Consider the following 20,598-nt stretch of genomic DNA (forward strand, 5'->3'; position numbering starts at 1 on the left):
CTAAATCCCCTGAAGGGGACTTAAGCCTCCACTTTAGGGGAGGTTTGGAGGGGTAAAACGAAAGTAAAATAACAAACTGTAAGTTTGCTTGTTCATAAAAATACTTTTTGGACACCCTTTTTGTTTTTTGTACCATATATTCCATGATAAATAATTCTAAGAAAAAACTTTAAAAAATCTTCATTTCATTATCAAAATTGGCAATAGAGTTGAATTTTATTAGTTTTGGACTCCTTCTATGATTGTTGGTTATAGTTTGACCAGACTAATACCTAAAATTGAAACGGGATTTAAAATATCTATAAAAATAGAGTATGAGCGCCATATACAGTATTATAACGGGATCAGGGAAATATATTCCAAAAAAAGTTGTTAGAAATGAGGATTTTCATTCCAATGTTTTTTATGAAAACAATGGTGAAAAAGTAAAGAAAGATAATCGGATAATAACTGATAAGTTTGAGGAGATAACCACTATAGCAGAGCGACGTCATGTGACTGAAGATCTTTTAACATCTGACATTGCTTTTTTTGCTGCCGAAGAGGCAATAAAGGCAGCTGGTATTAATAAAGAAGAGTTAGATTACATTATAGTCGCGCATAATTTTGGGGATGTTAATCATGGTAGTAGCCGTGTTGATATTTTACCTAGTTTAGCGGCAAGAGTAAAACATAAGCTCAAAATTGAAAATCCATTTGCTGTTGCATATGATTTACCTTTTGGTTGTCCAGGTTGGGTTCAGGCAGTTATTCAGGCTGACTATTATATTAAATCTGGTGATGCAAAAAAGATTTTGGTAATTGGTGCCGATGTGTTATCACGCATTTCTGATCCACATGATCGTGATAGTATGATATATGCCGATGGAGCCGGAGCTGTTATTATGGAAGCTAAAGAAAGTGAGACGCCTATTGGCGTCCTCGGCCATGTTTCAAGATCCGACACTTTAATTCATTCACAGATGTTGTACATGGGAAAATCGTACAATCAAGAAAATAAGGATGACCTTTATCTTAAAATGAATGGTCGCAAGTTATACCAGTATGCACTTGAGAATGTTCCTGCAGCTATTAAACTTTGTCTCGATAAAAAAGGAGTCGATATAAAAGACATCAAAAAGGTTCTTATTCATCAAGCCAATGGTAAAATGGATGATGCCATATTAAAACGTCTATATGCCTTATACAATATTGATGAGGCGCCAGAAGGAGTTATGCCAATGAGCATCTCTTGGTTGGGCAATTCGTCGGTAGCCACGGTACCTACCTTACTCGATTTAATACTAAAGGGTGAAATGGATGGACATGCTATAAATAATGGGGATACTATTGTGTTAACATCTGTGGGTGCCGGAATGAATATCAATGCGGTTATTTATAAGGCATAAGAACAACTATAGGAAAATATAACTACTAAGGAGGGCTTCCTTAAAATATAAAGCAGTTACATCGTTTTCGAAGTAACTGCTTTTTTATTTCATACACAATTTGCGACACCTTATTGTTGTAAGATTAACTCCTTTACTCCCAACAAAGCCTTTCCGCCAATGCTATCAACAACAGCAGGAGTTAGATAAATGGCATCTACATTATTTAGGTTCAAACCTTTACCTTTTGAGTATTCAGGAGTCCAGTCAGGACGTGTAAAATTAGAAAAACTTAATTGCTGTGTTACGTAGGTATCCGAAGCCGGAACCACGTACTGATAATGAGCATATGATTTATCGCCTTCGCCTCCAAAATCGGATTGCGACAACTTAATGACTAATGCTGTATCACATTTATAAGTGAGGGAAAGCCCCTTATGCTCGCTTAAATCATGACCCAAGTCACAGACAAGTTCGATAAAAACAATCTCATCCGCTTCTTTTTGTTTTAGATAGAACTCCACCTCATAAGCGCTGTCTTTAATCGTAATGGTATTTGGTAAATAATAAGAACCCAAGTTATCGGTAACAGGCTTCCAACCTTTGGCCGAGTATAAGAGGTTGGATTCTTCAGAATTATTGGACTTTTTAGTGCTACAAGCGGCAAAAAAAATAATAATTAGTGTACTTAAATAAACATGTTTCATCTCTACATTATAGTTTAAGGTATATAAATTGGCCATAAAACTACTTCTTTACTTTGGAATTTGAGTCACAATTAACAAGTCCTATGGGCAGCAACCAACGATATTTATTAAATTTGAAGAATAAATTTTATAAAACCACAGCAAAGTCCTAGTCAAAAGCCTTACAAATGACCCAACTAACATCTACCCTATTCACCTTCATTATTGCCTTATGCCTCTGTTCTTGTCAGTCTGACAATACTGAACCTATAGAGCCGGAAGATTTATCTTACCAATTAGCTAATCCGACAATCTGGTCGTTGGCCAGTACACCAGATCGTTTCACTGAGTCCACTTTAGTAAATGATCTTGGTTATGCATACAATCGTGCTAAACTTGCTTGGTATGTCATTAATCCGGAAGTGTTCTATCGAAATACTACCTTAATGCCAGATCATATTAAAAACGATGAAGACCAAAGAAATCATAGTTTGGTTCGAGAGATTTTTAAGCAAGAAATCTATCCTGACAGACAAGCAGCATATGGGAAAGCCGAAGCTATTAACAGTTTAAATCTAGCTTACTATCCAGTAGAAAGAGGCCCTTATAATTACGATACGGACAATATAAATACTGATGGTAGTCTTAAAAACCCGCAATTGCGATGGGCTGGCATGATGACATCGATCGAAATAAAGGAAACGCAAGATACCATTGCCTTTTGGTTGATGGATCCATTTACCAGCAATGAGTCAGGATATACGGGCAAGTTATACCTCAACTTCGGCACAATCTCCGAAGATGTATTGTCTGATGGTTACAATAGTTGCGAACAAGGATTAATGCTTAATGATGAAATACTAGAAACTGCATGGGGACTTATTCCATCGAATGCTAGCTACCCTAATCATTTTGACTCTGATAAAGATATCCAACTGCAACAAGATATTGGCTTAGACGGTTTTCGAAGTGACACCCTCCGAAAGGTTAATAGTGAAGCTACTTACTTCAGCGATTTTTTAAGTGTGCTTAAAACCAAACTCTCTGAACCGGCCTATGATAAAATAAGTAAAGATCCTTCGTCGGATGATTTTCACTTTTATCGAGGCTTGGATTACGATCAAATGCAACGGTCAATTCTTGATCGTTATAAATACTTTAACAACCCTGAACGGAACTCACTTGATATAAAGTTTTCTCACGAATCTTATTCTGTAGCAGCTACAACCAAACCAGACTATGAAGATATCGACCTTGATAATGCGATAAACACAACTTCAGACTATAAAGAATTTGTTATTAGTATTGATAGAGATAATATGCAACCTGATCAGCAGTACATCGATGATATGCGAATATCGTGGTCACCAAATAACATAAAAACCAGATGGTACCATTTTTCAATACCCATCGATAATTTAAACGATGAGCTCGTTGGTACCAATCAAACTTTACGCATTTATTTGAGTGAATTTAATAAGCCGATAGTACTACGATTAGTCGACTTTAAGCTACAGTAACTTTCTATTTCTCAATCTTAAAGAATGATACAATCTCTTTAAACTGCTGAGCTTGAGAGTTAAGCTCATCCGCACTTGAAGCCATGTCTTCAGCGGTCGAAGCATTTAACTGGGTGGCTCTATTCAGCTCTATGATGGTTGAGTTGATTTGTTCAGTACTCATGTTTTGTTCCTTACTGGCAATATTAACTTCGTGAATTAGTTCAGCCGTCTTTTCAATATCGGGTAGGGTTTGCGATACTAATCTAGCAGCTTCTTCAGTTACTTCAACCGATGAACCAGATAACTTAATGATTTCGTCCGCAGCACTGGTACTTAGTTCAGCCAGATTTTTCACTTCGCTGGCCACAACAGCAAAGCCTCTTCCTTCCTGACCAGCTCGTGCTGCTTCAACTGCAGCATTTAACGCCAGTATATTAGTTTGACTGGCAATATTATTAATGATGGCAATCTTCTCTGATATACTTTGAATTGAAACCAGGCTTTTATCAGCCGAGCTCCCCACATTAAGCATCGATTTGGCAGCTGCTTCTGCCTTCTCTTTCGTTTGGCCCGATAAGTGTGTATTTTGCTGGATGGAAGCCAGCATCTCTTCCATAGCTGCTGAAACTTCTTCGATTGAGCTGGCTTGCTCGGTTGCACTCTGCGCTACAAGGTTCGAGTTTTTACTAATGCGCTGACCGGCATCTGCCAATTGATCGGCACCCGAAATAATTGATTGAATAATTTTTCGCATGCTCTCTATCATCCCGTGCAGGCTAGAAGCTATTTCACCAAGCTCATCTTTACTTGTCACCTCAATATTACTTGTTAAATCGCCCTTTGTAATGTTCTTACTCGCAACTAAAATACTTGAAAATGACTTATTAATTTTTCGAATAACCATTATACCTACGAATATGGCAATGATGGCAATTAGAATACTAAACGCTGATATTTGAAAAATAGAGGATTTAACGTTCTGGTAAACCGGTTTAATACTTGTGGAGACAATAAATAATCCCCGAACATCACTGTTTAAAGCTGCATTTTGTTCTTGATTCAGAGCATGGCAAAAAGCACAGTTTTGTTCATCGCTGTAATAAACTGGACGTATTATACGCATCTCTTGCATTTCGTCATCAATCAACTTTAGTGTACTCAAAGAATCCTTAACAATCGTTTCTTCATACTTTACTTCATCCAAAGTTGAATTATGAGCCTCATTCAATGCGGTCTGAGATACAATTCGAAAATCATATGACCCCTCTAAGGTATCGTCGGTTTCATCTTTTGTATCCTCCGACATACTTCCATCGGTATGATATCGCAAAAAATGCATTGTGTATAAATCAAGAATAGAATTGCTTTTTTGTTCAAGGTCTTTAAGGCCTTGATCATAGATTCTAAATGATGAAACGATAAGTGCAATTGCTCCACTGGCAAGTACAGGAAGGATAACAAGAAGTAATAATTTTCGCTTCAGTGACATAGGTTTGGGGTTTATGAACTTACAATTTCAAGTTCTTAAAAAAGTAAATCCTCTGGTACAATTCTTTTGCCTATCACAATTAGGTACTATTTTAATACTTAATTGCATCATGCGCACGAAACACTATTTAGGGTTTCAATTTGTGCAAATGAGAGATTAGCTTAGGGCAATAATACAATTACTACCCTAAACTACTTATGGAACTATTTCTTCAATGAGCGTACATAATTAACCACTGCCCACTTATCTTCTTCACTTGGAATCAATTTCATAAAATCTGGTCGATCAGCAATTCCGATGAATGATAGATAATAAATTTCACCATCATTGTATTGATCCATTTCTGCCAGAGTTAAATCACCAGGTGATGTTTTTAAGTTCTTTGCCATCACACCGTCGCCTTCACCTTTTTTTCCGTGGCACGCCACACAATGGCGATTAAAATTTCGCAATCCAATCATTTTTAATGACTCGTCACCTTTGTGCGGATTTTCCTTGCTCTTAAATTCTGAAGGCACATCTTTTTTAACAAAGTCTTGAGCCTGAATTTGTGTAAACGACATTGCAAAAACTGACACAACAGCCATTGCTATAACTACCTTTAAATGCTTATTCATAATGTCTATATTTTAGAGTGTTATAGTTAGTTACGAGAAATTATACAATCGGGTTATAATAAAGCCAAATCGAAGCTGACCTTTTACCCAATTATTTTGATTATACAAAGCACTGTGTTGAGGAACAAAGCTATCTGATGATGTCGCAAATAGTTGAAATACGTGTGCGCTGGTTCTTATTTCCCAACCTATCCCTACATTAGGATAAGGATGATCAATGAACTCATTGTGCTCCGTGATGGATTTCGCTTTCAGTGGTAGGTCAAACTGAAATAGCACTGCATACTTATAATTAACAGTTATGCGACCATTTAATCCAACCGAAATTTTATCATGGTCAATGCCTTCTTCGGTTTTGTTATAATGAGCAAAACTTGTATTGGCCTGAATAGTTGCCCACTCGCCAAATTTTCGACTTATAATTAGCTGTCCAAAGTATGACAGACGATCTTCAAACTTATAATTGGTGCCAAAATGTTCCTTCTCACGCCCGTCAATTGCCATATTACCGTATAGTGTAACAGCAACTGGCATAGTGTTTTTTCTGGTCTGCTCAAACAAGGTATATTTCGCGGAAAAATCATTATACATTCGAATTTTACTTAGGCCGTATCCAAGCTGAAGATTCTTTATGGGCACATAGTTTATACCCATTCGTATAGATGCAAAGGGCGCATATATGCCAAACAGATCTTTGAAACCATTATCCATTGATCCGAACTTGTGTTGAATTACAAACTCAAATGTTTTTTTAACAGGAACAAAGGTGGTTTGATTATCGATTAACAATCCACTTAAGAAAGGCTCTCTGACGGGCAAATCTTTTACCTTTTGTTCGACGACGGGATCGTCCTGAGCCATAATTCCAAGGCTTAGTAAGGATAAGTAAAGCGTTAAAATCAGATGTTTCATAGTAACTAGTTTGGTTAATTGTCTTTGGCTCCTTGAGTTATCCAATTCAAAACTAAGGCCGCTTCAATTGGGGCATACTTTTTATATTGATGATCGGAATAACTAGGATTGGGATATAGATAAATCTTACTATTGGCTGGGTCGTTTTCATCAATTAGATCTGGCACAATTGAATCATAGGCCTTATCGGGGCTCAAATCAACTAAAGAGCTATTTGAATTGTGGCATTCTGTGCAGTTGTTTTTGGAAAAGATGGGTAGTATTTCTTCGGAAAAACTTACAGGAATACTTTCGTCGGGTAAATCAATTTCAACAAAATCATATTGACAGGAAGTAATACTAGCTACTAAGATAATGAGGAGAAATACTAAAACGGGGTTAATTTTTAGTTTAGTCATCAATATTTGGGTTTGAGTGTATTGCTATTACCAAATATAACTTTTTTAATTTAATTATCAAGCTTTTAACTTAACAGTTTAAGGGTTTCTAAAATTAAAATCTCTGTTCTCCAATATTGTTTAAATAAAACCACAAATTATTATACGGCTGTATTGAAATGAAAAGAGTAACTTCTATGCTTCTAACTATCAATAGCTCACAATGAGATTTTGCTCCTTGTTTTTTATTCATCAGCAAACACTTTTCTTAAATAAGAATATTGCCTTATAGAAATGGTAATCTGCGCCATATACATAAACTTAAATAGTGTTAGGTGCAGATGGTCTAGTTTTAAACTTATAAAGTAAGAAAATACTTAATTTAATATTGCTTCGAGTTTTAAAACAAAAATACTGTTGTGAAACCAGCTTTTTACTAACTTTATGCATCATCAAAACAAGTGGCTATGCTGGACAAGAAAAGGTATGCATTACAAGGCTTTTATGAAGGTAAGAATTGTGCCCAATCAGTTATTATGGCTTATGCCAACGAATTTGATATGGATACTAAACAGGCTCTTAAATTGGCACAAGGTTTTGGAGGAGGCATAGGTAAGATGCAAAAAACCTGTGGAGCGGCCAGTGGTGCCTATATGTTGATTGGCATGCGCAACTCGGCACACATAGATAATGAACATATACAGCAAAGTACTACTACCGAAATGATTCAATTATTTAATAAGGAATTTATCCGAATTAATGGGTCGGATCAATGCAATAAGCTTTTAAATATTGATTTGAAAACTGAAGAAGGGCAGGCGTCTTTTAAGGCCAAGGATATGAAAAAGGAGATTTGTTCAAAATGTGTGACTTCGGCCATTGATATCCTTGAAGATTTGTTCCAGACTCATAAAAACTAAGCCAAAATAATAGCTTAGGTATCAAAATTTAATGTGTAGACTTCATGAATTATTTCTTTAATGATGTCCAATTATATTAATGCTTTAATGAATGAAAATATTACATACTTCCGATTGGCATTTGGGACATCGGCTTCACGAGCAGTCGCAGCATGAAGAGCAAACTCTATTTCTAAGTTGGTTAATTAAGTGTATCAATGAACAAGAAATTGATGTCTTACTAATATCTGGTGACATATTTGATACCAGTGCTCCCTCATCTCAAAGTTTAACCCTCTACTATAATTTTTTGGTAGATTTAAGAAATTCACATTGTCAGGACGTTATTATAACTGGAGGTAATCATGATGCTCCGGGCACTTTAAATGCACCAAAAGATCTGCTAAAAGCATTGGCAATTAATGTGCTTGGCAAAAGTGAGGAAGATATAAAGGATGAAATAATTAAAATTAACTGTAAGGGTGAAAAATTGATGGTAGCGGCAGTGCCATACCTGCGCGATCAGGACATACGTAAAGCTATTGCAGGCGAAAGTTTTGATCAGGTTGGTGATAGATATAAAGCGGCCTTAATAAAACATTATAATGATGTGGCGGAATGTTGCCATCGCGAAAAAGAGGATAATGAATTAGTAATAGCCATGGGGCATTTGTTTGCCATTGGAGGTAGTACTAGTGATAGTGAACAAACTATTTATGTGGGTAACGCTGGTGATATTGGCGCTGATGATTTTCATCCTATTTTTGATTACATTGCTCTTGGGCACCTCCATCGAAGCCAGGTAGTTAAGAATCATATAAGATACTCGGGCTCTCCATGTATTTTAAGTTTTAGCGAGGCCAATCACCAAAAACAGCTCATTTGTATTGATGCTCAGAACGGATCCATTGATTCAATTAGTACAATCGACATCCCTCGCTTTAGGGATATCAAACAGCTCACTGGAGATCTCCATCACTGCATTAAGCAATTGAATGCGATTGATAAGGAAAATCACAATTTATTACCTTGGGTAGAAGTCGTTCTTGACAATGAAGACAATTCAGGCATTGGATATAGCCAAATTAACGAGGCTGCTGAGCAACTTCGCTTAAAAGTATTGAAAGTCTCATTGAAGAATGATACTAGACAAGCCGATCTTTTAAACGAAAGTTTCGATGGCGAGAACATCAAGAACATATCGCCAATGGATGTATTTAAATTGCGATGTGATGAACAGAACTTCGAGATAAATGACCATCCTGACATAGAAGACGCCTTTCATGAAGTACTTCAAATAGCAAGAGATAATTAGGAAAGAAAGCAATGCGCATACTTAAAATAGAACTCCAGAATATAAACTCGCTTAAATGCGAACAGCCAGTTGTTGTTGATTTTGAAAGTAAGGCTTTTCAGGATGTTGGTTTATTTGCGATTACTGGTTCAACGGGTGCTGGAAAAACCACTTTACTCGATGCCATAACTATTGCCATGTACCATAATGTACCAAGATTTAATAAAAGCAATAGCAAAGGTAGTCTGGAAGATGTGGTGAGCCACGGTGCTGCCAATGCCATGGCACGAGTTACTTTTCAATCAAATAATCAACGCTTCGAGGCATTTTGGAGTATGCGTCTGAAAACTCAGGCCGGCAAACAATTAGCCAATCCTCGAGAAGAGGTTCGACTGAAGAACCTTAGCGATGAAACCATTCTTGCCGAAAAGAAGCGTGATGTTCAACAAGGTGTTGAAGAAATAACTCAGCTCACGTATCAACAGTTTTTGCGTTCAGTAATGTTGGCTCAGGGCGAATTTGCAGCTTTTCTTTCTGCGTCGGCTAAGGATAAAGGCACCTTATTAGAACAAATTACCGGGGAAGAAATTTATAAGAAAATTGGAGAGGCTCTTGGACAACGAATTACTGAGGAGAGTAAATTATTATATGATATTAAGGCCAAAATTAACACAGTTGACCTGCTGAGTGATGAAGAGCGAGAAAGCCTTCTGGATGAACAGAGGCAGCAAGAGTTAAAGCAAAAAGAACTAGGAGAACAATTAAAAGAAAATGAGCAAATTCTTCTTTGGTATAAAAAAGCGGATGAATTAAAGCTTTCTAACAATGAACTTATCAATAGAGAAGGACTTCTTAAGGATAAATTGACAAAATATGAAAGTACTCTAAATAGCTTATCTAATCACAAACTAGCTGAACCCTTTAAAGATCAACTTCTTGCTCTGCAGCACCTCGAAAAGAGTATTGATGAGCAACAAAAAAGAAGTCTGAAATACAAAGAAATCATCAGAGTTTCACTCGAAGCTCAGGATGATATTGTTTCGAAGGAAAAACTGGCTCAAAGCAAATTAATGAAGGTTGAAGGTGAACTTGTAAGTTGGCAACCTAAGCTTGACACAGTAAATCAACTTGATACTGGGTTGAAAAGCATAGAATCTCAAAGTAAAGAGATACTTACTCGGAAAGCTGAAATACTTTCTGCTGTCAAGAAACATGAACAAGCATTAGTTAATACTAAAAGTCAGAAAGAAAAATTGGTGAACGAAGAGTTGTTAGCCAATACATTTTTAACACAAAATAAGGATGTACCCAATATAGAGTCGGAATTTTCTACCTGGGTAGAGTTATTTACTCAACGCGAATCAAACAATGATCAAGTAAACACAAGACTTAAGGCAAAAACTAAGTTAGCCGACGAACAACAGGCTTTAAAAAAGAAATCGGATGGCCTGAAACACGATCTGGATAAAGAAGCCAATGTTTTGAAGTTACTTCAGGATGAGCTAAGTCAATTAACAAACTTACAAAGCCAAAATAAGTTCGAGGAACTTCTTAACAAACAAAGAACTCTTAGTGTTGATCGTGAACTTTTATTAAAGCAACATACCATCTCCAATGATTACATTCTACAGGTTCAAAAATCAAACGAACTTGAAAAGAACGATACAACATATCAAGTGCACATTGACAATTTAAATAAACAGATTGTAGCACTTGAGGCAGACCTTTTAAAAGCTCAAACTGCTTTAACAGATGCCGAGCAAGTATTGGAACTGCAGCGGGTAATCAAAAGTTTCGATACCGAAAGGCAAAAGTTGAAAGAAGGCGAACCTTGTGCCCTTTGTGGATCTATGGATCATCCCTATGTTGAAAAGTACACCCATACTAATGTGCATGATACTCAAAAGAAAGTGGATGAGCGTAAAGCGACTTTCGACTCACTTAGTCTAAAGCATAAAGAATTACAAGTAAGTATAGCTGAAAAAAAAGCCCTAAAAAAAGCAAACCTCGATCAACTCATTAGCACAAATAAACTGATCAGTCAGCTTCGGTCAGACTTTAATAAAGAAGATTCGAAATGGGAAATTGAAAACATTAAAGAAATAATCAATGAAGGTAAGAAACTTAGTGATGAGTTAAAAATATGTTCCAAAAACATTGAGGCGGCACAAAAAAATCAAAAAGCCAAAGAGTCAAAAGAGAAAGAGTTTTCAAGTATAACGGTAAGTTATAATGAATTAAAAAATAAGCAAACAGGCATTGAGACTCAGGAAGCTAATGTGAAAAAACAGTTAATTGAAACTGATAATGATATAGCACAATTAAAAGAGCGAATATCAAAGCTTGAGCAAACACTTGCAACATCTATAAATCCTTTCGAATTATCAATGCCTCGTATCGTTGATACGCAGGATTTTCTTCAAAACACCAAACTCAAAATTGAGAATTATAGGCAAAAATTAAAAGCTCAAGAAAACATCAGTAAGTCAATCGCTGAATTACAATTGGAACTCAAACACCTTAAAGAAAGCAGTAAGGATAAAAAAGATGAGTTAGCAAAGATAGAAATTCAGGTTACCGCTCTTAGCACTGAACAAGAGAAGCTAAAGAAAGAACGGATAGCTCTTTTGCCAATCAATCAAAGCATCGAATCCAAACGAAACGAGCTTCATGAAGCAATAAAAACAGCCAATGCTGATCTTAAGCAAATAGTTGATAAGAGAAATGAAGTGCAGCAAACTTTGAAATCAAATGAGAACGCCCTAAAACAGCTTGATTCAGATTTTAATGATACTAGCGACAAACTCAAGGAGCTATTGTCAAAGCTTGACATTCAATTGTCGGGTTCTAAGTTTAAGGATAGAAGTGAATTGGAAGAAGCCATGCTTCGGAATGAAGAGAAAGAGCAGTTTGAACTTATTCAGAAGCAACTTGATAACGAAAGCATTGAGCTTAAAACTTTAAAGCTTAACCTGGAAAAAGGGCATGAACAGTTAAAGCGACAAAAAAACTTTGAACAAAGTAAAGATGAGGCTGAAAAAGACAAAGCAATTTATACAGATCATGTTAATACTTTGCTCAAAAGACTTGGGGAAATCACACAAAAATTTGCTAAGAATAACGAAATTCAAGAGCGTAACAAAGGTGTGTTTGATGAAATTAAACAGCAAGAACATAAGCTGCGAAAGTATACTGACTTAAACAAATTACTTGGAGGTTCAAAACATGCGTTTAATACTTATGTTCAACGCCTTACCTTAAAAAACCTTATTGCTATTGCCAATCGCCATTTGTATCAATTAAACAAACGTTATTCACTAAGAATGAATGATACTTACAAAAGTGGAGAGGAACTTAACTTTATGTTGATTGATCACTACCAAACCAATGTGGCACGTCTTGTTGATACCTCAAGTGGTGGTGAGAAATTTTTAATTAGCTTAGCATTGGCATTGGGTTTATCGGATTTGGCAAGTAAAAACGTAAGCATCGGCTCTCTATTCATTGATGAGGGTTTTGGCACACTGGATAATAAAACCCTCGAAACAGTTATTGCCACCTTATCTACACTTCAATCACAAGGGAAAATGATTGGCGTAATATCACATGTTGAAAACCTAAAAGAACGCATTCCAACTCAAATAAGAGTTCTTAAAAAACAGAATGGTGTTAGTGAAATAGAAATAGTTTAAACGCATTATATTATGACAAAAAAACAAACGAAATTATCTATTGCTCTTATTGGCTTGGTGTTACTTATGGCATGTAATACGACTAAAAAAGAAAACTCAAACTTAAGTCAAGAATCGGCTAATGCCGTGGTAGAGCAGCCTAAAATAGATACGGCCAAGTATTTTGAGGAGGCATTAAACGGCAACATAAGCTACGTTGAGGAAGCTATTAATAATGGCGTTGATGTAAATGCAAAAGATGAAAATCAAAGAACTGCATTGATGTTGGCAGCATTTAATGGACATCAGCACATCGTTAAATATTTGATCGAAAAAGGAGCAGACGTGGATTTAGTTGACTCAACTAAACGTACAGCACTAATGTTTGCATCTACTGGTCCTTTTAACGCAACCGTTGTTGAATTAATAAATGCCGGTGCCGATGTGAATTTAATTGATGGCCATGAAGAATGGACAGCATTAATGTTTGCCGCCGGCGAAGGACAACTTGAAGTAGTTAAAACGCTTTTAGCCAATGGTGCTGATAATAGTTTGGTTGATACCGATGGAGAATCAGCATTATACTTTGCGCAACAAAAAGGACATACTGAGGTTGTAGAGTTTTTAAAGAACTATAAAGAGTAAGTGAAGTGAAGTGAAGCATTTCTAAAGCTAAGGAGGAACAAAATACTATAAAAAAAGCAGGCCCGAATCACTTTTGATTCGGGCCTGCTTACGTTGTAATCTTGCTAGTTTATTATAGATTCAATTTTAATCCTACCAAATACAAACCATTTGGTTTATCTAAAAAGGCAAATTCAGTTGAATGATCGTTCAACATGTTGCGTGCATTCACAAAAACAGAAAGTGTTTCGCTTACCTTATAGTTGGCTTTCATATTTAGAATAAATTTCTGACTTATTTCAAAGGTATCATATTGATTTATGAAAGTTTGTTTGCCATAAAAATAGCCATTGGTATAGAATTGCCACTTAGCTGTAGGCTTATAGTCCAAGCCAATATTACCCCAGAATGAAGGTGTTGCTTCGTGTGTGAAACCACTTTTAAAATTGGATTGATCAGCCGTCAGGTTTGAAGTTGCTGAAACCATACTGTAATTAGGTAAGAATGGAATTTTCCCACTTGTAGCATCCGCAATTACTTGTTGCTCAAGTAGTCCACCAGGAGCGATTACTTCTCCAACCTGAAGAGTGATCTGATCATCACGAGTAACAGGATTGTAATTATCCAAGGTTGTTTTCTGATAAGTAAAATGTCCTTTCGCAATTAATTTTTCTGATATAATCCAATCAACATTAATAGAAGCACCCATTTGTGTTGATTCTAAAGCTAAGTTCTCATATTTCAAAAATGATCTTACTTCACTATCAACCTTTGGATTGTCTGGTTGTTCCGGATAATAAACACCTGGGTATAATGGATGTTCTTTCATACCAAAAGCACTTTTAACATTAGTACTTTCAGGCACTAAAGCTGTAAAATTCTTTGATTTTGAATAATATGCCTCAAAATCAATCATTACATTTTTCGCAGGACGCGTTCTGTAACCAAACTCAATTAGGTCAGAAGTCATAATTTCCATATTCTCATTACCCGTGAAGTGAATAAAATTTGGAGATGGGCGTCCTTCTCTATCCCATATAAAACTAGCACTTGTTTCTAGTATAAATGGCGAACGATTAGCTCGTGAATAAACCAAACGTAAATGGTTATTCTCATTCAAGGTATACGCCGACACAAATTGCCATGAAGCTTTCCAGGTATCAGGTTTTGAATATTGTTCAGCTCTTAGTGCTGCAATCAAACGTAATTTCTCTGTTGCTTTATAATCGAACCTAAGGCTTGATGAAAATACATTGAGCGTATTTTTTCCGTTGAAAAAGCCTAGGTTACTATCAGCACTTGGTAGATATTCGGTATCGTCATAAAAAACAGACATGTAACCCACACCAGGTCGTATATTCAGATTATTAAGCTGCCAGTCGTATTCCAAAGATGAGTTAAACTGCCCCATATCGGTTTTAAATCCTTGATTTCCTTTATTGAAATCTTGCATCCCAAACAAATAATTTGCTTTAATAGCAAATCCATACACATCGCCATTAAAGTCCACATAACTAGTCTTTGACTCACGGCCTGAAATTGACGTTGAGTTATCACCTAGTGTGGAGCTATTCACGTACGAATTTTGATGACCTGCACTTAAATCAAAAACAGCTTTTTCACTGATTTTGTAATTCAACATAGCATTAACACCCGTCTTCTCTCTTGACAAACCAGGTTCTGCAAATAATTCATTGATATCATCCTTTGGATCCACATATTGATATGTATTACCATATATGTCATTAAACGTTAATTTATTAAATTCTTCCTTAGTAAAGCTCTCTTTCTCATTAAATACATAGAGTTTATCTGTTGTGCGATCACGACGCTCATAATTGGCAGTCACACCAAAGGCAAACTTTTCATTCAATTGCTTGCGTAATCCAAGGTCACCAATAAATGTGCTCATATTTCCACCTTGCGCATTTACCGATAAAAGTGGACTTTCCGAGGTGATTTGTTTTGTAATAATATTTATGGCACCTGATACAGCATTTGGACCATACAAGGCACTAGAAGGCCCTCTAACAACCTCTATTCTTTCAATATCGCCAAGGCCAATTGGTAACGATTCCCATAATACACCACCCATGGCATAATTAAATACAGGGCGCCCGTTAATCATTAACAGCGTACTGTTATTCTCTGACTGAAGCATCATATTTCCGGGAGGCAAATTGTCCAAACCACGTATGTGTACATCGTAATTACCATTCGTTTTTTCTCTCACAATAACCCCTGGAACCAAGCGCAGTGCTTCTTCTATACTTGTTGCACCTGAAGCAGAAATTTCCTCTTTACTTAAAACTGTGGTTGACAAGGGAGCCTCAAATAAACTCTCAGCTTTTTTAGAAGCTGATGTTACATCTTTATTTAATAATAGATCGTATAATTCTTCCATTGACGAAACGCCAACAACGTCCATAATACTCATCAATTCTTCCAGAGGTAGCGATGACATTTCTTCAGTTGTCATGTTCAAAACCTGCTCGCGTGTGTATTTCTTAGATGTTTCTTGCGCCTGACTAATAGTTGCTATTAGTAATGCAAAAACCAGAAATAAAATATGTGATATTTTCATTTTAATAATATTTCAATTATTGGAGATAAATCTAACAATACTTAATGCTTCACTTTAGCATTTTTGTGTATTGAAAATAATATCTAATTAAGATTATTGTTATTTAACTACGGTACCTAATGATAACAACTTACTATTTACTTGTAAGCCTTGATCATTGATGTTAGCTTCACAAATTTGGTAGCGTAATTTTCCACTTGCAATCATGAAAGAAATACCAGCTCCTTGTTCACAAAGTCCTTCCTTACTACTAATAAGCAAAACAGGAACATTGGCTTGTTGGCTTTTTAATTGAGACATCAAATTACTTTTTGAGCTACCTAAGAAAACAACATGAGAAGTTTCAATGTCCTTTAAAGCATTGGCTTCCTTGATCACCAATGTTTTAGTGCCAACCTTTTTAACCTTAGCCAGGTTTTTTAATTCCTTAGCCATTTCTTTGTCACCTACTACAGTAACAATAAACTCGCTACCACTTGTAGCTGAAGTTGGCCAATCTACATTTTGAGTAAAATTATAAAGAAAGAGTGCCTTGAATTTAGGCATTTGAGCAGAGGACTTATGAACGGTTCCAAAAAGAAACAATAGTCCCAATAACAATAATTTTTGATACATCAGGTTTGGGTTTTATAAAAATGTTACACGATTTCTACGCCCAAACTATGAAAAAGTTTTATAATATGTCAATTTATCTTAATATTTTTTGCCACTGTATCAGGAAAAATATCTAACATGCACTTTTTCTTCTCCTTAAGCTTACATATTATATTACCATCTTTTGTACAGGGGCGGCATGGCAAATCAACTTCCATTACTTTCATTTTATCACCTGAAGGATAACCAAAAGCAGTTGGCCCAATTAAGGCGAATCCAGGTTTCTGGAATAAATCAGCAGCATGTAAAAAGCCTGTGTCACCACTTATAACAAATGATGCACGCCAAACAGTGTAAAAACTTTCCATTAATGAAGTGTGGCCTGCCAGATTAATCACTCGGTCAGGAGCAACGGATCGAATTTCTTCACAAAAGTCATCATTTGGCCCGCCAAGGACTACAAATCGCAAATCTTGCCTTAACTTAATTAGTTCTTGCCAATATTTTACCGGCCATCTTTTTAATTCCCACGCAGCCGATGGAACCAATGCTACCCATGGTTGATCATCTGAAATCTTGGTCAAAACCAGATTTTCAATTTTTTTCTGAACAGAATCGGGAAACTGCCAGTTGTCAAATGGCGTATTAAACTCTGTTACATTCCACTTAAGCATTGGTTTTCGAAACGAATCCAGAGCCTTAAATGGCTTTGGCAACAAGTTTATTCCAAACTTAAATAACAAAAGTCGTTTTAAGCGATCCTTATGTCTGGTTATCAATTTATTTTTTCGGAATACATTACAAATGCTCAACGGACATAAACATAACTTCAGAATATTGGAACGTATATTACTATGGGCATCGTAAACCAAATCAAATTTTTCTTGTTTAAGTTTTCCTCCGAGTTTAAATACACCCGAAAATCCTTCCTTACGATCAAATTCCCAGATATGATCAATGCGAGGATCAATTTTGAGTAACGAAGCCAAGTCGGCACGAACTACCCAATGTAACTCAGCTTCAGGAAATTTATTCTTAATGCCAGTTACAACCGACATACATTGAATAATATCACCAATGGAACTTAATCGTATAATAAGAATCTTCATTTCTGTAAATTTGTTCAAAAATAGAAAAATCCCGGCGTACAACCGGGATTTTTTAAATATCTATCAATTCAAATGAATTTTGTTCGCTAAGCTATTCGTGAATTAGTATAACAATTTTATTGCTTTTACATTCAACAACTCCACTTTTACAATCAAAGAAGTTTTCCTGTCCATCCTTACCAATCACACGAATTTTTCCTTCTGATAACACCGAAATAATTGGAGCATGGTTTTTTAATACCGTGAATTCTCCCTTTTCACCTGGAACAGTTACCAGACCAACAGGAGCGGTATAGATAATGTCCATTGGCGTTACTATTTCACATTGTAAATCCATTTGCCTTATTTCGCTTGTTTCAATAATTCTTCTCCCTTAGCAATTGCTTCTTCAATGGTACCAACCAGGTTAAAGGCGGCTTCCGGATATTGATCAACTTCACCATCCAGAATCATATTAAATCCTTTAATGGTATCCTCTATCGACACAAATACACCTTTTAAGCCGGTAAATTGTTCGGCTACATGGAATGGCTGAGACAAGAAACGTTGAACGCGACGTGCACGATGAACAACTAATTTATCCTCTTCAGATAATTCTTCCATACCAAGTATTGCAATAATATCTTGTAATTCTTTATAACGCTGTAGTATCTCAATTACGCGCTGGGCAGTATTATAATGTTCGTTACCAACAATATCAGGCGTTAACATACGCGATGTAGAATCCAAAGGATCTACGGCAGGATAAATACCTAACTCAGCAATTTTTCTACTTAATACGGTTTTTGCATCTAAGTGAGCGAATGTGGTTGCAGGAGCCGGGTCAGTTAAATCATCGGCAGGTACATAAACCGCCTGTACAGAAGTAATGGATCCATGTTTAGTGGAAGCAATACGCTCCTGTAAAGCACCCATCTCAGAAGACAAAGTTGGCTGATAGCCTACGGCTGATGGCATACGTCCAAGCAAAGCAGATACTTCTGAACCAGCTTGTGTAAAACGGAAAATATTATCTACGAATAAAAGTACATCACGCCCATCTCCAGTTCCATCCCCATCACGGAAACTTTCTGCAATTGTCAATCCAGAAAGAGCCACACGAGCACGTGCCCCTGGTGGTTCATTCATCTGGCCAAACACCATTGTTACCTGCGACGAATCCAAAGCTTTATGATCTACCTTAGATAAATCCCAACCACCTTTTTCCATCGACTCCTTAAACTCATCACCATAATTAACAATACCTGCTTCAATCATCTCGCGCAGCAAATCGTTTCCTTCACGCGTACGTTCTCCAACGCCAGCAAATACAGAAAGACCATCGTGACCTTTTGCAATATTGTTAATCAATTCTTGTATTAATACAGTTTTTCCTACACCTGCTCCACCAAATAAACCAATCTTACCTCCCTTGGCATAAGGTTCAATCAAATCAACCACTTTAATACCGGTAAATAAGATTTCCGCTTCGGTAGATAAATCTTCAAACTTTGGTGGATTTTTATGAATTGGACTTCCGCCATCTCTTGTTACATTACCTATACCGTCAATAGCATCACCAACTACATTTAACAAGCGGCCTTTTACATTGTCGCCCATCGGCATGGTAATAGGACTACCCAAGTGAGTCACTTCCATTCCGCGTGTTAGTCCATCGGTTGAATCCATTGCAATACAACGAATCGTATTTTCACCAACGTGTTGCTGACATTCTATAATAATGGATTGATCATCCTTGCGCTTTATTTCCAAGGCATCTAATATGCTTGGCAATTCTTGATCCTTTAATTCGAAGCTAACGTCTATTACCGGACCAACTATTTGAATGATGGTGCCAACAAGTTTTTCCATAAAAAGTGAGTATTTATCCTCTGTTTAATACTTATTATATCTTACCTATCGTGATCTTTCAATTAAATTCATGGCAAATTGGTTCAATTCAGCTTTCATGCTTTCTTTTCCTTTAACCTTATTCAAAGCAGCAATTGCCTTGTCAAAATACCAAGCCATTTTTTCTTTCGCTAAGTCATCCACTTTTAGCTCATTATAAATATTCCTAAGCGCTTCAACTTTCTCTTCGCGATTGAAGGTATCCAGACTTATCCAAGTCTGCAAATTTTCTTGCAAAGAACCCGACGCCAATTGTAACGCATTAATAAGTAAAAATGTTTTCTTGTTGGCAACAATATCTCCACCTATGGCTTTACCGAATGTTTTTTCATCCCCATACACATCTAAAAAGTCATCTTGCAACTGAAAAGCCAATCCTATGTTTTCACCAAATTCATACAAATTATTAGCACATTCAGGGTCGGCTCCACCGATGATAGCTCCTGTTTTTAAACTGGCAGCTAATAATACAGCCGTTTTTAAACGAATCATATTTAAATACTCTTCGACCATTACATCGCTGCGGCTCTCAAACTCCATATCGTATTGCTGTCCTTCGCAAACTTCCATGGCGGTTTTGCTAAAGAGATCTAATACCTCTTTTAAAACCTTACCATCAACATTAGCTATGTATTGATAGGCTTTTATTAACATGGCATCGCCTGAAAGAATAGCCGTATTCTCATCCCATTTTACATGAACTGTTTCGCGATTACGACGAACGTCGGCATTGTCCATTACATCGTCGTGTAATAATGTGAAATTATGGAATACCTCTAATCCCAAGCCCGCCTCAATAGCTTTATCAACATCATCACTAAATAGGTAGCATGCTGCCAAACACATGGTTGGGCGAATGCGTTTACCTCCAAGCTCCATCACATACTCGATTGGCTTGTACAAACCCTCTGGTTTGCTTACAAATTGTTGTGAGTTTATATTTTCTTCAACTTTTTTTTGAAAGTCAGCTATTGTATACATTT

At 36.4% G+C, this 20,598-nt stretch carries 17 protein-coding genes; 6 read left to right on the forward strand and 11 right to left on the reverse strand.

Annotated elements, in window-relative coordinates; all coding sequences use genetic code 11:
• The first annotated feature begins 314 nt into the window (after nt 1-314).
• Nucleotides 315-1,388 (forward strand): 3-oxoacyl-ACP synthase III family protein, encoded by a 1,074-nt coding sequence (locus tag ACRD7B_RS12260; protein ID WP_430824856.1) that lies wholly within the window; start codon nt 315-317, stop codon nt 1,386-1,388.
• A 110-nt stretch (nt 1,389-1,498) separates the two neighbouring features.
• On the opposite strand, the gene ACRD7B_RS12265 is transcribed toward ACRD7B_RS12260, so the two are convergent.
• Entirely contained in the window at nt 1,499-2,110 is a 612-nt protein-coding gene (locus ACRD7B_RS12265; RefSeq protein ID WP_430824857.1) for a hypothetical protein, read from the reverse strand.
• A 131-nt stretch (nt 2,111-2,241) separates the two neighbouring features.
• Here ACRD7B_RS12265 and sov point away from each other — a divergent pair, with 131 nt between their 5' ends.
• Complete coding sequence (gene sov, locus ACRD7B_RS12270; RefSeq protein ID WP_430824858.1) at nt 2,242-3,573, forward strand: T9SS outer membrane translocon Sov/SprA; 1,332 nt, start codon at nt 2,242-2,244, stop codon at nt 3,571-3,573.
• A 4-nt stretch (nt 3,574-3,577) separates the two neighbouring features.
• Here the strand turns inward: sov and ACRD7B_RS12275 are convergent, their stop codons facing one another.
• The 4 genes from ACRD7B_RS12275 to ACRD7B_RS12290 all read right to left on the reverse strand — a co-directional run bounded on the left by ACRD7B_RS12275 (nt 3,578) and on the right by ACRD7B_RS12290 (nt 6,971).
• A complete protein-coding gene (locus tag ACRD7B_RS12275) occupies nt 3,578-5,044 on the reverse strand; it encodes a methyl-accepting chemotaxis protein (protein WP_430824859.1) in 1,467 nt (488 codons plus the stop codon).
• A 203-nt stretch (nt 5,045-5,247) separates the two neighbouring features.
• Nucleotides 5,248-5,661: a c-type cytochrome gene (locus tag ACRD7B_RS12280; RefSeq protein ID WP_430824860.1), complete on the reverse strand. Its 414-nt coding sequence runs from the start codon at nt 5,659-5,661 to the stop codon at nt 5,248-5,250.
• Nucleotides 5,662-5,691: 30 nt separating this feature from the next.
• Nucleotides 5,692-6,573 (reverse strand): DUF5777 family beta-barrel protein, encoded by an 882-nt coding sequence (locus tag ACRD7B_RS12285; RefSeq protein WP_430824861.1) that lies wholly within the window; start codon nt 6,571-6,573, stop codon nt 5,692-5,694.
• 14 nt (nt 6,574-6,587) lie between these two features.
• Nucleotides 6,588-6,971 carry a hypothetical protein gene (locus tag ACRD7B_RS12290; RefSeq protein WP_430824862.1) on the reverse strand — a complete coding sequence of 128 codons (384 nt, stop codon included), beginning with the start codon at nt 6,969-6,971 and terminating at the stop codon, nt 6,588-6,590.
• Between the two features lie 446 nt (nt 6,972-7,417).
• Here ACRD7B_RS12290 and ACRD7B_RS12295 point away from each other — a divergent pair, with 446 nt between their 5' ends.
• From ACRD7B_RS12295 to ACRD7B_RS12310, 4 genes are all read left to right on the forward strand, one after another.
• Complete coding sequence (locus tag ACRD7B_RS12295) at nt 7,418-7,870, forward strand: C-GCAxxG-C-C family protein (RefSeq protein WP_430824863.1); 453 nt, start codon at nt 7,418-7,420, stop codon at nt 7,868-7,870.
• 91 nt (nt 7,871-7,961) lie between these two features.
• Nucleotides 7,962-9,164, forward strand: a complete 1,203-nt coding sequence (locus ACRD7B_RS12300; RefSeq protein ID WP_430824864.1) for an exonuclease SbcCD subunit D C-terminal domain-containing protein — start codon at nt 7,962-7,964, stop codon at nt 9,162-9,164.
• Nucleotides 9,165-9,175: 11 nt separating this feature from the next.
• Nucleotides 9,176-12,835 carry an SbcC/MukB-like Walker B domain-containing protein gene (locus ACRD7B_RS12305; protein ID WP_430824865.1) on the forward strand — a complete coding sequence of 1,220 codons (3,660 nt, stop codon included), beginning with the start codon at nt 9,176-9,178 and terminating at the stop codon, nt 12,833-12,835.
• A 12-nt stretch (nt 12,836-12,847) separates the two neighbouring features.
• A complete protein-coding gene (locus ACRD7B_RS12310) occupies nt 12,848-13,459 on the forward strand; it encodes an ankyrin repeat domain-containing protein (RefSeq protein WP_430824866.1) in 612 nt (203 codons plus the stop codon).
• Between the two features lie 112 nt (nt 13,460-13,571).
• On the opposite strand, the gene ACRD7B_RS12315 is transcribed toward ACRD7B_RS12310, so the two are convergent.
• The 6 genes from ACRD7B_RS12315 to ACRD7B_RS12340 form a co-directional block, all read right to left on the reverse strand.
• Complete coding sequence (locus ACRD7B_RS12315; protein WP_430824867.1) at nt 13,572-16,022, reverse strand: TonB-dependent receptor plug domain-containing protein; 2,451 nt, start codon at nt 16,020-16,022, stop codon at nt 13,572-13,574.
• A 99-nt stretch (nt 16,023-16,121) separates the two neighbouring features.
• Entirely contained in the window at nt 16,122-16,637 is a 516-nt protein-coding gene (locus ACRD7B_RS12320; protein WP_430824868.1) for a YfiR family protein, read from the reverse strand.
• A 68-nt stretch (nt 16,638-16,705) separates the two neighbouring features.
• Nucleotides 16,706-17,725 carry a glycosyltransferase family 9 protein gene (locus ACRD7B_RS12325; RefSeq protein WP_430824869.1) on the reverse strand — a complete coding sequence of 340 codons (1,020 nt, stop codon included), beginning with the start codon at nt 17,723-17,725 and terminating at the stop codon, nt 16,706-16,708.
• A 91-nt stretch (nt 17,726-17,816) separates the two neighbouring features.
• A complete protein-coding gene (gene atpC, locus ACRD7B_RS12330; RefSeq protein ID WP_430824870.1) occupies nt 17,817-18,062 on the reverse strand; it encodes an ATP synthase F1 subunit epsilon in 246 nt (81 codons plus the stop codon).
• Nucleotides 18,063-18,067: 5 nt separating this feature from the next.
• Complete coding sequence (gene atpD / locus ACRD7B_RS12335) at nt 18,068-19,576, reverse strand: F0F1 ATP synthase subunit beta (RefSeq protein WP_430824871.1); 1,509 nt, start codon at nt 19,574-19,576, stop codon at nt 18,068-18,070.
• A 45-nt stretch (nt 19,577-19,621) separates the two neighbouring features.
• A complete protein-coding gene (locus ACRD7B_RS12340) occupies nt 19,622-20,596 on the reverse strand; it encodes a polyprenyl synthetase family protein (protein ID WP_430824872.1) in 975 nt (324 codons plus the stop codon).
• Between the last annotated feature and the right edge of the window lie 2 nt (nt 20,597-20,598).

The organism is Carboxylicivirga fragile, assembly GCF_050589805.1.
Lineage (GTDB): Bacteria > Bacteroidota > Bacteroidia > Bacteroidales > Marinilabiliaceae > Carboxylicivirga > Carboxylicivirga fragile.

Coding starts and splice junctions, on each gene's coding strand:
- ACRD7B_RS12320 (WP_430824868.1), bottom strand. CDS start 16,637: ATGTATCAAAAATTATTGTTATTGGGACTATTGTTTCTTTTTGGAACC.
- ACRD7B_RS12340 (WP_430824872.1), bottom strand. CDS start 20,596: ATGTATACAATAGCTGACTTTCAAAAAAAAGTTGAAGAAAATATAAAC.
- ACRD7B_RS12310 (WP_430824866.1), top strand. CDS start 12,848: ATGACAAAAAAACAAACGAAATTATCTATTGCTCTTATTGGCTTGGTG.
- ACRD7B_RS12300 (WP_430824864.1), top strand. CDS start 7,962: ATGAAAATATTACATACTTCCGATTGGCATTTGGGACATCGGCTTCAC.
- ACRD7B_RS12290 (WP_430824862.1), bottom strand. CDS start 6,971: ATGACTAAACTAAAAATTAACCCCGTTTTAGTATTTCTCCTCATTATC.
- ACRD7B_RS12260 (WP_430824856.1), top strand. CDS start 315: ATGAGCGCCATATACAGTATTATAACGGGATCAGGGAAATATATTCCA.
- ACRD7B_RS12275 (WP_430824859.1), bottom strand. CDS start 5,044: ATGTCACTGAAGCGAAAATTATTACTTCTTGTTATCCTTCCTGTACTT.
- ACRD7B_RS12295 (WP_430824863.1), top strand. CDS start 7,418: ATGCTGGACAAGAAAAGGTATGCATTACAAGGCTTTTATGAAGGTAAG.
- ACRD7B_RS12325 (WP_430824869.1), bottom strand. CDS start 17,725: ATGAAGATTCTTATTATACGATTAAGTTCCATTGGTGATATTATTCAA.
- ACRD7B_RS12285 (WP_430824861.1), bottom strand. CDS start 6,573: ATGAAACATCTGATTTTAACGCTTTACTTATCCTTACTAAGCCTTGGA.
- ACRD7B_RS12305 (WP_430824865.1), top strand. CDS start 9,176: ATGCGCATACTTAAAATAGAACTCCAGAATATAAACTCGCTTAAATGC.
- sov (WP_430824858.1), top strand. CDS start 2,242: ATGACCCAACTAACATCTACCCTATTCACCTTCATTATTGCCTTATGC.
- ACRD7B_RS12265 (WP_430824857.1), bottom strand. CDS start 2,110: ATGGCCAATTTATATACCTTAAACTATAATGTAGAGATGAAACATGTT.
- ACRD7B_RS12315 (WP_430824867.1), bottom strand. CDS start 16,022: ATGAAAATATCACATATTTTATTTCTGGTTTTTGCATTACTAATAGCA.
- atpD (WP_430824871.1), bottom strand. CDS start 19,576: ATGGAAAAACTTGTTGGCACCATCATTCAAATAGTTGGTCCGGTAATA.
- ACRD7B_RS12280 (WP_430824860.1), bottom strand. CDS start 5,661: ATGAATAAGCATTTAAAGGTAGTTATAGCAATGGCTGTTGTGTCAGTT.
- atpC (WP_430824870.1), bottom strand. CDS start 18,062: ATGGATTTACAATGTGAAATAGTAACGCCAATGGACATTATCTATACC.